11 protein-coding genes are annotated in these 12684 nt (G+C 52.5%); 9 read left to right on the top strand and 2 right to left on the bottom strand.

Translation table 11 applies throughout. From position 1 onward, the window contains the following. Positions 1–220 precede the first annotated feature (220 nt). Complete coding sequence (locus VSR74_RS14675; protein WP_347795394.1) at positions 221–475, bottom strand: YkgJ family cysteine cluster protein; 255 nt, start codon at positions 473–475, stop codon at positions 221–223. Positions 476–625: 150 nt separating this feature from the next. On the opposite strand from VSR74_RS14675, the gene yeiP reads away from it, so the two are divergent. After that, positions 626–1198: an elongation factor P-like protein YeiP gene (gene yeiP / locus VSR74_RS14670; RefSeq protein WP_347795393.1), complete on the top strand. Its 573-nt coding sequence runs from the start codon at positions 626–628 to the stop codon at positions 1196–1198. Positions 1199–1277: 79 nt separating this feature from the next. Here yeiP and uxuA read toward each other — a convergent pair whose 3' ends face one another. Continuing rightward, positions 1278–2468 (bottom strand): mannonate dehydratase, encoded by a 1191-nt coding sequence (gene uxuA, locus VSR74_RS14665; RefSeq protein ID WP_347795392.1) that lies wholly within the window; start codon positions 2466–2468, stop codon positions 1278–1280. 205 nt (positions 2469–2673) lie between these two features. On the opposite strand from uxuA, the gene VSR74_RS14660 reads away from it, so the two are divergent. The 8 genes from VSR74_RS14660 to VSR74_RS14625 all read left to right on the top strand — a co-directional run bounded on the left by VSR74_RS14660 (position 2674) and on the right by VSR74_RS14625 (position 12684). Beyond that, the gene (locus tag VSR74_RS14660) at positions 2674–4143 is read left to right on the top strand and encodes a mannitol dehydrogenase family protein (RefSeq protein ID WP_347795391.1); all 1470 of its coding nucleotides are present in this window, start codon (positions 2674–2676) and stop codon (positions 4141–4143) included. A 123-nt stretch (positions 4144–4266) separates the two neighbouring features. Continuing rightward, positions 4267–5244, top strand: coding sequence for a CobW family GTP-binding protein (locus tag VSR74_RS14655; protein ID WP_347795390.1), 978 nt, complete (start codon positions 4267–4269; stop codon positions 5242–5244). A gap of 41 nt (positions 5245–5285) precedes the next feature. Continuing rightward, a complete protein-coding gene (locus VSR74_RS14650; RefSeq protein ID WP_347795389.1) occupies positions 5286–6005 on the top strand; it encodes a phosphatase PAP2 family protein in 720 nt (239 codons plus the stop codon). A gap of 414 nt (positions 6006–6419) precedes the next feature. Next, complete coding sequence (mepS, locus tag VSR74_RS14645) at positions 6420–6992, top strand: bifunctional murein DD-endopeptidase/murein LD-carboxypeptidase (RefSeq protein WP_347795388.1); 573 nt, start codon at positions 6420–6422, stop codon at positions 6990–6992. A gap of 121 nt (positions 6993–7113) precedes the next feature. Then, a complete protein-coding gene (locus VSR74_RS14640; protein WP_347795387.1) occupies positions 7114–8679 on the top strand; it encodes a cyclic di-GMP phosphodiesterase in 1566 nt (521 codons plus the stop codon). Positions 8680–8761: 82 nt separating this feature from the next. Then, complete coding sequence (locus VSR74_RS14635) at positions 8762–10555, top strand: extracellular solute-binding protein (RefSeq protein ID WP_411914261.1); 1794 nt, start codon at positions 8762–8764, stop codon at positions 10553–10555. A 9-nt stretch (positions 10556–10564) separates the two neighbouring features. Beyond that, a complete protein-coding gene (locus VSR74_RS14630; protein ID WP_347795386.1) occupies positions 10565–11662 on the top strand; it encodes a microcin C ABC transporter permease YejB in 1098 nt (365 codons plus the stop codon). Then, on the top strand, positions 11659–12684 hold the full coding sequence (locus tag VSR74_RS14625) for a microcin C ABC transporter permease (RefSeq protein ID WP_347795385.1): 1026 nt from the start codon (positions 11659–11661) through the stop codon (positions 12682–12684). The genes VSR74_RS14630 and VSR74_RS14625 overlap by 4 nt, the downstream gene beginning before the upstream one ends.

The raw sequence follows: 12684 nt of genomic DNA, 5'->3' as shown, positions 1-12684 counted from the left end.
TGCCGTTATTATTTTAATAATAAATATGATAGGCCGTTAGGTTCTTAACATCATACTTTTTCATTAAAAAAAAGGAAATTAATAATAACTTTGTCATATATCTTTTGAGGTGTTAATTCAACAGTTCAGTTTATTTTTTCGGACGGGATTATTTATTGGCGGTGTCGAGAAATATTCTCAATACGAGAGGGAAGAAACGGATATTTTCCGTTCCTTTCTATCAGGGCATCGTTTCCTGTTCCAGTTTGAGCAGATAAGTCATCGCTTCATCACGATGGGTTTTACACATCTCCTGCACGGGCTGCAGATGGCCACAAACCGTCGGGCGCTCTGGCAGACCAAAAATTTTGCACAGGTTGTTATCCGCAAGCTGAACGCAACGGGTATTCGCGGGCTTACCGTTTGGCATTCCGGGGATTGGGCTGGAGATAGATGGCGCAATACAACAAGCCCCACAGTCCGGGCGACATTCCATAATGGAGACTCATTTTCAGGGGGCAATACCGCGCACACTAACACCTTTTAGCGGAAGATAGCAAAACCCTTCAATTCCACTTGCCTGAAAGGCCCGGCGCGAGTAATTTTACGCGATATTTTTGACACCCTTGTACACAGGATAATTGCAATGCCAAGAGCGAATGAAATTAAGAAAGGTATGGTGCTGAATTACAACGGCAAACTGCTGATTGTGAAAGATATTGATATTCAGTCACCAAGCGCCCGTGGCGCTGCGACGCTTTATAAAATGCGTTTCTCCGATGTGCGCACCGGCCTGAAGGTTGAAGAGCGTTTTAAAGGCGACGATATCCTTGATACAGTGACGCTGAACCGCCGCTTTGTTGATTTCTCCTACATTGACGGTAACGAATACGTCTTTATGGATAAAGAAGACTACACACCGTACACCTTCACCAAAGATCAGATTGAAGACGAGCTGCAGTTCATTCCAGAAGGCGGAATGCCGGATATGCAGGTACTGCTGTGGGATGGTCAATTGCTGGCGCTGGAACTGCCGCAGACTGTTGATCTCGAAATAGTGGAAACCGCACCGGGCATTAAAGGCGCTTCCGCCAGTGCACGCAACAAACCGGCTACCCTGACCACCGGCCTGGTGATCCAGGTTCCGGAATATCTGAGCGCCGGCGAGAAAATTCGTATTCATATCGAAGAAAAACGCTACATGGGTCGCGCGGACTGATCGTCTGACGATGACCTGGAGTACCAGCAGCAAAAAAGGGCAGCTCACAGAGCTGCCCTTTTTCATTACTCAGTATCTATTACAGCAGATCGCGGAATTTCGTCGCTTTCAGCGCCATTTCAACGCCGCGCACTTCCGCCAGCCCTTTCAGACGACCAATCGCGGAATAACCCGGGTTGGTTTTCTTCTTCAGATCGTCAAGCATCTGATGGCCATGATCCGGACGCATCGGGATCGGACGCAGATCGCCCGCTTTCTTACGGCGCTGTTCTTCGGTGAGAATCGCATCCACAACCGCCACCATATTCACGTCGCCCTGCAAATGCGCGGCTTCATGGAACGTTTTCGGGTTGTCTTCACGGCAGGTAGAACGCAGATGCGTGAAGTGAATACGATCGCCAAAGGTCTCAATCATTTTCACCAGATCGTTATCGGCGCGCACACCGTAAGAACCGGTACACATGGTGAAGCCGTTATTGATGCTGTCGACGGTCTCTTTCAGCCACTGCATATCTTCAATAGTTGAAACGATACGCGGCAGGCCGAGGATTGGGCGCGGCGGATCGTCCGGATGTACCGCCAGGCGAACACCGACTTCTTCCGCAACCGGTACAATCGCCCGCAGGAAGACCGCCATGTTTTCACGTAACTGATCTTTACTGATGTGATCGTATTCAGCCAGGCGCGCACGGAACTGGTCAAGGGTATAGCCCTCTTCCGCGCCCGGCAGGCCAGCGATAATGTTGCGGGTCAGTTTTTCAACGTCCGCTTCGCTCATCGCGTTAAAATAGTCCTGCGCCTGACGTTGTTCCTCTGCGGTGTAATCCGCTTCTGCGCCTGCACGCTTCAGGATATGCAACTCAAAGGCCGCAAAGGCAATCTGGTCAAAACGCAGCGCTTTGGAACCATCTTCCAGCGTGTATTCGAGGTCAGTACGCGTCCAGTCGAGGATCGGCATGAAGTTGTAGCAGACAGTATCAATACCGCAGGCCGCCAGATTGCGGATGCTTTGCTGGTAGTTGGCGATCCAGGTTTTATACTCACCGGAGTGCGTTTTAATATCTTCGTGTACCGGGATGCTCTCGACAACAGACCAGGTCAGCCCTTTTTCCGCCAACAGCGCTTTACGCTTTTGAATCTCCTCAACCGGCCATACCAGACCGTTCGGGATGTGGTGCAGTGCGGTGACGACACCGGTCGCGCCAGCCTGGCGGACATCATCAAGGGAAACCGGATCATTAGGGCCATACCAACGCCATGTTTGTTCCATCGCCTCAACCTCTCAACTTGTTATACCAATAAAATGTTCGTTAATGACGACTACCATACATGTTTATGCGAGGTGGTCAAATACGGCCCCAGCAATGATTGATCTGGCTCACATTACCCGGATAAATTCGGCACACCAATTCAATTTGCTGTCATATAACTTTACACTAGCATTGTTAATTACTGGTTAATCGGACGTGTAAACAATGAAAACAATCGCCAATAGTACGCTCCCGGAAAAGGTTCAACTGCCTCATTATGATAGAAAACAGTTGCGCTCAAGGATCGTGCACTTTGGTTTCGGCGCCTTCCACCGCGCGCATCAGGCGCTGTTAACAGACCGTGTGCTCAATGCCAGCGGCGGCGACTGGGGGATTTGCGAGATAAGCCTTTTCAACGGCGACCAGCTTATGCGCCAGCTCCGGGAGCAGGATCATCTCTTTACCGTGCTGGAAAAAAGCGGCGACGGCAATCAGCCCATTGTGATTGGCGCGGTTAATGAATGTCTTAATGCCAGGCTCGATTCCCTGGCCGCAATTATCGAGAAATTTTGCGAGCCGCAGGTGGCGATTGTTTCCCTGACCATCACTGAAAAAGGGTACTGCATTGACCCGGCGACCGGGCAGCTTGATGTGAGTAATCCACGCATCGCCCACGATCTTGAACATCCGCAGGAACCCCATTCCGCCCCCGGTATTCTGGTTGAAGCGCTCTACCGCCGTCGCGAGCGTGGGCTCCCTGCTTTCTCCGTGCTCTCCTGCGACAACATTCCGGATAACGGCCACGTAGTGAAAAATGCGGTACTGGGGATGGCGAAGCAGCGCGATCCGGCGCTGGCGGAATGGATAGCGCAAAGTGTCACCTTCCCCGCCACCATGGTCGATCGTATCGTTCCGGCGGCGACAGACGCAGCGCTTGCGGAAATCACCGATGAACTTGGCGGCGTGGAAGATCCCTGCGCCATCAGTTGCGAGCCGTTTATTCAGTGGGTCATCGAAGATAACTTCGTCGCAGGTCGTCCGGCGTGGGAAATTGCTGGTGCGCAACTGGTGAAGGATGTTTTGCCATGGGAAGAGATGAAGCTGAGAATGCTTAACGGTAGCCATTCGTTCCTCGCGTATCTTGGCTATCTTGCGGGTTATCAGCATATCAGCGACTGTATGCAGGATGCGGATTTCCGCCTTGCCGCTCATCGCCTGATGATGAGGGAACAAGCGCCTACGCTTAAGATAACCAATGTGGACTTAGGCGCTTATGCCGACAGCCTGATTACCCGATTTAGCAATCCGGCGCTGAAGCATCGTACCTGGCAAATCGCGATGGATGGCAGCCAGAAGCTGCCGCAGCGCCTTCTGGATGGCATTCGCGTACACCTGGCACAGGGCTCCGCGTGGCCGCTGCTGGCATTAGGCGTCGCGGGCTGGATGCGCTATGTCAGCGGTATCGACGATGCGGGTGAAAAAATTGATATTCGCGATCCGTTATCTGAGAAGATCGCCCGGCTCGTTGCCAACAGCCGTGATGAAGAGCGCGTTGTCGCTCTGCTCACGCTCAGTGAAATCTTTGGCACTGACCTGCCGGGCAACGCAACGTTTGTCGAAAACATCCAGCAGGCGTGGCAGCGCCTGGTGCAAAGCGGTGCGCGTCAGGCGGTCATCACTACCCTGAATAGTTAACAATTTCTGCTTTTATGCGAAGAGAAATCATTTCTCTTCGCGAATTACTTCTCTTTTCATCCCCTTTTCGCCAGGATTAACGCAACCCGTAGCAACGTTGCAGATTTTTATTCTGGAGTTTTCGTGACAAAGACCAACCTGATAACCGGTTTTCTCGGTAGCGGTAAAACTACCTCCATCCTCCATCTGCTGGCCAATAAGCCCGCCGATGAGAAGTGGGCGGTGCTGGTAAATGAGTTCGGTGAAGTGGGCATTGATGGTGCGCTGCTGGCCGATAGCGGTGCGCTGCTCAAAGAGATCCCCGGCGGTTGTATGTGTTGTGTGAATGGTTTGCCGATGCAGGTGGGCCTGAATACGCTGCTGCGCCAGGGTAAACCCGATCGCCTGTTAATTGAACCCACCGGGCTGGGCCACCCGAAACAGATCCTCGATATTCTGACCGCCGCGGTTTACGAGCCGTGGATCGACCTGCGCGCCACGCTCTGCGTACTTGACCCGCGCCAGTTGCTGGATGAAAAAGTGGTGCAGAATGAGAACTTCCGCGACCAGCTCGCCGCTGCCGATATTATTGTCACCAATAAGAGCGATCGGGCCACGCCGGAAAGTCTGCATGCGTTTGAGCGCTGGTGGCAACAGTATGGCGGCGCGCGGCAGCATGTTAATGCAACACAAGGCAATATTGCCCCTTCCCTGCTCGAAAAGCCGCGCAGTAATCTTATCGACCTTCCCGCCAGCGCCGCGCATACTCACGCTCACGCCGGGAAAAAAGGGCTGGCAGCACTGAGCTTGCCGGAGCATCAGCGCTGGCGTCGCAGCCTGAACAGCGGCCAGGGTTATCAATCCTGCGGCTGGATTTTTGATGCAGATACCACCTTCGACACCGTAGGTATCCTTGAATGGGCGCGCCTTGCTCCCGTTCAGCGCGTTAAAGCGGTCATGCGCATTGCAGAAGGGCTGGTGAGGATTAACCGCCAGGGCGCAGACCTGCATATTGAGACCCAGAGCGTTGCGCCACCGGATAGCCGGATTGAGCTGATTAATGATGCAGATGTCGACTGGAATGCGTTGCAAACCACTCTGTTGAAGCTCCGTTTAGCGTAGAAGCGCTAAGGTTGCAGTCGTTGTTGATTAGGGTCAAGAAAATGAAGAAAACGCAATATTCGTTAATCCTGCTGCTGAACGCAGCAGGCGCCGCGCTCTTTTTATGCTGGTTCCTGCCGCCAAATCATGGCGTCTGGTTTAATATCGATTCTGCGATTTTCCATTTCTTTAATCACGGCCTGGATGAGAGCCGCGTTTACCAGTGGTTCCTGGCCATCACCAACAACCGCGCCTTTGATGGCTGCTCGCTGCTGGCGATGGGCAGCCTGATGCTCAACTTCTGGCTGAAAGAAGATGCCGCCGGCCGCCGCCGGATCATCATCATCGGCCTGGTGATGCTGCTCGCCGCGGTAATTATTAACCAACTGGCGCAGAATTTAATGCCGGTTAAACGCGCCAGCCCAACGCTATTCTTCCCTGACGTTCACCGGGTTAGCGACTATTTGCAGATCTCCACGAAAGATGCCTCAAGAGACAGTTTTCCGGGCGATCATGGCATGATGCTCCTGATTTTCGCTACGTTCATGTGGCGTTATTTTGGCGGCAAAGCGTTCGCTATCGCGCTGGCTATTTTCGTGATTTTTGCTTTCCCGCGAGTGATGATTGGCGCGCACTGGTTCACCGATATTGCCGTCGGTTCGTTGACCGCCGTATTGATAGGAACCCCATGGGTATTGATGACCCCGCTCAGCGACAAAGCCATATTACTTTTTGAGCGCCATCTTCCCCATTTCAATATGCGGAAATCCACAAACAAGTAACGCATGTTAGGAATTAATCATCAGGGATTGTTTTCAGTCCCTGATTAATTTTTCGCTAATCAATCATCAGAACCACTCCTTCACGACAAGAAGATTATCTTTACGAATGAGTGAATTGCCTGAAATGCAGTCAAAATTGACACTATTTTACGCATTCATAAATTTTAACTTTCTGTATCACTTTTTCTTATAAGAAATCCTGTAAAACCGCTCGCAATGCCCTTGCCAATCGGGTAATCTCATTCGCGTTTGTCAGCAATGAACAATTATTCTCATCATGAATAATTTTGTGCGCTAGTCCACAGAACTGAATTTAAAGAATTGTCTCATTGTTAGCGTGTATTTAGTCTCAGACGCGTTTGGCATTTTTTATAACGACATTGTCGTTAAGGACTTCAAGGGAAAACAAATAAAATGGTCAAATCTCAACCAATTTTGAGATATATCTTGCGAGCGATTCCAGCAGTAGCAGTTGCGGTTCTGCTTTCTGCATGTAGCACAACTAAAGACACCGCCAGAAATATGCATTCTGAGACGCATGCAGTGGGCAACAATGATGCCTCGTCACTGCAAGCCTCTCAGGATGAATTTGAATCAATGGTACGCAACCTCGATGTGAAATCACGTCTGATGGATCAGTACGCAGGCTGGAAAGGCGTTCGTTATCGTTTAGGCGGTGACACCAAGCGCGGCGTTGATTGCTCCAGCTTCGTTCAGCGCACCTTCCGCGAACAGTTTGGCCTTGAGCTTCCGCGTTCTACGTGGGAACAGCAGGAAACCGGTAAATCAGTTTCCCGCAGCCAGCTCCGCACCGGCGATTTAGTCCTGTTCCGTGCAGGCTCTACCGGTCGTCATGTCGGCATCTATATCGGCAATAATCAGTTTGTTCACGCGTCAACCAGCAGTGGTGTAACGATTTCAAGCATGAACGAGCCTTACTGGAAAAAGCGCTATAATGAAGCGCGCCGGGTGTTAAGCCGCTCTTAATTTCACTTGCCGTCAGTTTCCCTTGATTAACTGCAAGTATAAGAAAGCACTGCTCCGGCAGTGCTTTTTTTTGCCACTCATCTGGTAAACCCCATTAAAAATCATCGAGGCCGCAACCTTTATGCTCAGCCGCAGCACCTCCGTTAACCGCCGACTCGCCTTTATCAGTATCCTGGTCGGGCTGTTCATCGCACTGCTGGCGGGGGGAACACAGTATTTAGTTTTTCACCATAAACGGACAGAACAACTCGACAACACCATCAGCGAACTGAAGTTTTATCTCAATGGTTACTTTAGCGATCTGATGGGCACCATCAATACCATTCAGCCACTAACCATGAGCCGTTGCGAAGATGTCGCGTCTGAACTCACCTCTCGCGCCGCTTTTAGCCTCAATATTCGCGCTTTTCTGCTGGTGAAAGAGGGACATGCATTTTGTTCATCAGCAACGGGGGCAATGGATATCGCCATCAGCGATCTCGTCCCCTCGCTCGACCTGTCGCAAAATAAAGCCATGGCGATATTACCCGGCACACCAATGATGCCGCACCGCCCGGCGTTCATCCTCTGGGTGCGCAGCCCTCTGCTGGCCGACCGCGGCGTGTTTACCTCAATCGACGCTAACCTGATGCCCTGGATCCTCACCCCGTCGAAACAGAATCAGTACAACGGCGTCGCGCTGGTTATCAATGGCGCAACGGCGATCTCGACCTTTAATCACCAGCCAGTTCCACTTTCAACCATCGACAGCCACCCAATCCGGCAGGCAAAAATCAAAGGCGTACCGCTGGAGATCTATCTCTATGGTAATGAAGTCGCCACGGACAATATGCTTTATTCCCTGCTGCTGGGGTCAATGTGCGGATTATTAAGCGGCATTCTGTGTTTATATGTGATGGCCACACGGCTTCGTCCTGGCCGGGAAATCCTTTCCGCTATCAAGCGCGATCAGTTTCACATCGTTTACCAGCCGGTCGTTCACGCCAGCGATTTGCACATCGGCGGCGTAGAAGTGCTGATGCGCTGGACGCATCCGGTGGCGGGGAATATCCCACCAGACGCGTTTATCAGTTTCGCTGAGGGGCAAAACCTGATTGTGCCCCTCACCTGTCATCTGTTTGAGCTGATCGCCAAAGAAGCGCCAGCCCTACAAAAAGTGTTGCCGCCAGGCACAAAACTTGGGATCAACATCTCTCCCAGCCACCTACACGCAGAGAGCTTCAGGCAGGACATTCGTAACCTGATCGCCAGCCTTCCGGAAAACTACTTCCAGGTCGTGCTGGAACTGACCGAGCGCGATATGCTTAATGAGAAGCAGGCCGTGAAAGTTTTTGACTGGCTGCATAGTGAAGGCGTGGAGATCGCCATTGACGATTTCGGCACGGGTCATAGCGCATTGATCTACCTGGAGCGCTTCACCCTCGATTATCTGAAAATCGACCGCGGCTTTATCAATGCCATTGGTACGGAAACGGTCACTTCACCGGTACTGGATACGGTACTCACGTTGACCCATCGCCTGAATCTGGTCACTGTCGCCGAAGGCGTTGAGACGCAGGAGCAGGCCACATGGCTACGCGACCACGGCGTTGATTTCCTGCAAGGCTACTGGATAAGCAAGCCGTTGACCCTCGCTCAGCTTATCGACGCGCATAATGAACCAGCGAAATATTTCACAAGCCGCTAAGGGTCAATTATTATTCAAGGACAAGAGGTTAGTTCAGCAGGAACTGACCATAAGGGAAGTCAGCCCAGTGATATTCGTGCGCATGTGTCTTATGCTGTTAGCGCTGAGCAGTTTACCTCTCGGCGCACAGACAATTAAAGAAAGTTACGCGTTTGCGGTCATCGGTGAGCCGAAGTATGCCATTAACTTCACTCAGTTCGACTACGTGAATCTCGCCGCGCCTAAAGGCGGCAAGGTAACGCTCTCCGCTATCGGTACCTTCGATAACTTTAACCGTTACGCCCTGCGCGGAAATCCCGGTGTCCGCACGGAGGCGTTGTATGACGGCCTCTTCACCACTTCGGATGATGAACCGGGTAGCTATTACCCGCTAATTGCCGAAAGCGCGCGCTACGCCGACGATTACTCGTGGGTGGAAGTGAGTATGAATCCGCAGGCCACTTTCCACGATGGCTCTCCCATCACCGCCCGCGATGTCGAGTTTACCTTTCATAAATTTATGACCGAGGGTGTGCCACAGTTCCGTCTGGTCTACAAAGGCACCACCGTAAAGGCTATCGCTCCGTTAACGGTGCGCATCGAGCCTGGCAAACCAGGCAAAGAAGATATGTTGAGCCTGTTTTCACTACCGGTGATGCCGGAGAAATTCTGGCGCAATCATAAACTCAGCGATCCGCTCTCCACTCCACCGCTCGCCAGCGGCCCCTATCGCATTACCGACTGGCGACTGGGGCAGTACATCGTCTATTCGCGCGAAAAAAACTACTGGGGCGCAAATCTGCCGGTCAACCGCGGCCGCTGGAATTTCGATACCATCCGCTATGACTACTACCTTGATGATAACGTCGCCTTTGAAGCCTTTAAGGCGGGCGCATTCGATGTCCGTAATGAAAGCAGCGCCAAAAACTGGGCGACACGCTACATCGGTAAAAATTTCACTGACGGGTACATCGTAAAAGAAGAACAAAAAAACGAGGCGTCTCAGGATACTCGCTGGCTGGCATTCAATATTCAGCGCCCGGTATTTGCCGACCGACAGGTTCGCGAGGCCATTAGCATGGCATTTGACTTTGAATGGATGAATAAGGCGCTGTTTTATAACGCCTACAGCCGGGCAAACAGCTATTTCCAGAATACAGAATATGCCGCCCGACACTATCCGGATGCGGATGAACTCACCCTGCTGGCGCCGATGAAAAAAGACCTGCCGCCGGAAGTCTTCACCACGATTTATCAGCCTCCGACGTCAAACGGTGATGGTGCGAACCGTGAAAATCTGCTTAAAGCGGGTGATTTGTTGACTCAGGCCGGCTGGGTGCTGAAAGGGCAGCAGCGGGTAAACGAGAAAACCGGCCAGCCGCTGCGCTTTGAATTGCTGGTCGCTTCCGGTGGCAACAACCAGTGGGTGATGCCTTTTCAGCGCAACCTGAAGCGTCTGGGTGTAGACATGTCCATTCGCCAGGTCGATAACTCGCAAATGATTAACCGCCTGCGCAATCGCGACTACGACATGATGCCAAGCCTGTGGCGAGCCATGGCATGGCCAAGCTCTGACCTGCAAATCTCCTGGTCGTCTGAATATATCAACTCCACTTATAACGCCCCCGGCGTCGCCAGCCCGGTGATTGACTCGCTTATCGCCGCGATCATTCACGCCAAAGGGGACGAGAAAAAACTGATCCCGCTCGGACGCGCGCTGGATCGGGTTTTAACCTGGAACTTCTATATGTTGCCGATGTGGTATATGGCAGAAGACCATGTGGCTTACTGGGATAAGTTTTCCCATCCGGCGATTCGCCCGCTCTATTCCACCGGTTTCGATACCTGGTGGTACGACGTGAATAAAGCGGCAAAACTGCCCGAAGCCAGACGCTAAGGAGAGAACATGGGCGCCTATTTACTCCGTCGCTTATTGCTGGTGATCCCCACCCTGTGGGCGATTATCACGCTCAACTTTTTTATCGTACAGATAGCGCCCGGCGGCCCGGTCGATCAGGCGATTGCCGCCGTAGAGTTCGGCCAACAGAGCGGCCTGCCCGGCGCGGGTGGCGGCACAGGCGGGCCAGGACATGCACGAGCGGGCGTGGGCAATATCGCTGACAGCCAGTATCGTGGCGGGCGCGGCCTCGACCCGGAAGTGATTGCCGAAATTACCCAACGCTATGGCTTTGATAAACCGCTGCATGAACGCTATTTCAAAATGCTGGGGGATTACCTGCGTTTCGATTTTGGCAATAGTCTGTTTCGCAACGCCTCTGTGTTGCAGCTTATGAAAGACAGTCTGCCTGTCTCCATCACCCTGGGCCTGTGGAGTACGCTGATTATTTACCTGGTGTCGATACCGCTTGGTATTCGCAAAGCCGTGCAAAATGGCAGCCGTTTCGACACCTGGAGTAGCGCATTTATTATCATCGGATACGCCATTCCCGCGTTTTTGTTCGCCATCGTGCTGATTGTGCTATTCGCAGGCGGCAGCTATTACGATCTTTTCCCCCTGCGCGGGCTGGTTTCAGCCAATTTTGATACCCTGCCCTGGTATCAAAAAATCACCGACTATCTCTGGCACATTACACTGCCGGTGCTGGCGACCGTCATTGGCGGTTTTGCTGCGCTCACTATGCTGACAAAAAATGCGTTTCTTGATGAGATCCGCAAGCAGTACGTCGTGACCGCTCGCGCCAAAGGGGTGAGCGAGAAAAACATTCTCTGGAAGCATATCTTTCGTAACGCCATGCTGCTGGTGATTGCCGGTTTCCCGGCAACCTTCATCAGTATGTTCTTTACCGGCTCGTTGCTGATTGAGGTGATGTTCTCGCTGAACGGGCTTGGGCTACTGGGCTATGAAGCCACTGTCTCACGCGACTATCCGGTGATGTTTGGTACGCTCTATATCTTCACGCTGATCGGCCTGTTGCTGAATATTGTCAGCGATATCACTTATACGCTGGTCGATCCGCGTATTGATTTTGAGGGGCGCGGATGATCGCTTTAAATCCCATTAATCAGGCTCGCTGGGCTCGTTTTCGCCATAACCGTCGCGGCTACTGGTCGCTGTGGAGCTTCCTCATCCTTTTTATCTGCAGCATGGGGGCAGAACTGATTGCCAACGATCGTCCGCTGCTGGTGCAGTACAAAGGTAGCCTCTATGTGCCGCTGGTGAAGGATTACAGCGAGCAAACCTTCGGCGGTCAGTTTGCCACCGCGGCTGATTATCAGGATCCGTGGTTACGCAAGCAACTGAGCGAAAATGGCTGGGTCGTGTGGGCGCCGATTCGTTATGGCGCGACATCCATCAACTTCAATACCGATGTCCCCTTCCCTTCGCCTCCCTCTTCGCAAAACTGGCTGGGCACCGACGCCAACGGGGGTGATGTGCTGGCGCGCATTCTCTACGGTACGCGCATCTCGATTCTGTTCGGCCTGATGCTAACGATTTGCTCAAGCGTAATGGGCGTGATGGCAGGCGCCATTCAGGGCTACTACGGTGGCAAAATTGACCTCTGGGGACAGCGCTTTATTGAAGTGTGGTCGGGCATGCCGACACTGTTTTTAATTATCCTGCTGTCGAGTGTGGTACAGCCCGGGTTCTGGTGGCTGCTGGCGATTACCGTACTGTTTGGCTGGATGGCGCTGGTAGGCGTAGTCCGCGCTGAGTTTTTACGCACCCGAAATTACGACTATATTCGCGCCGCCCAGGCGCTGGGGGTCAGCGACCGCAGCATTATCTTCCGTCATATGCTGCCCAACGCCATGGTGGCGACGCTCACCTTCCTGCCCTTTATCCTTTGCAGTTCCATTACCACCCTGACATCGCTGGATTTCCTCGGCTTCGGCCTGCCGCTGGGGTCGCCTTCACTGGGCGAATTGTTACTGCAGGGGAAAAACAACCTTCAGGCGCCGTGGCTGGGCATCACCGCATTTCTGTCCGTTGCCGTACTGCTGTCGCTACTCATTTTTATTGGCGAAGCCGTGCGCGACGCCTTCGATCCGAATAAGGCGGTTTAA

The organism is Pseudocitrobacter cyperus, from assembly GCF_039889165.1.
Lineage (GTDB): Bacteria > Pseudomonadota > Gammaproteobacteria > Enterobacterales > Enterobacteriaceae > Pseudocitrobacter > Pseudocitrobacter cyperus.
This window is presented reverse-complemented; position numbering and strand designations above follow the sequence as displayed.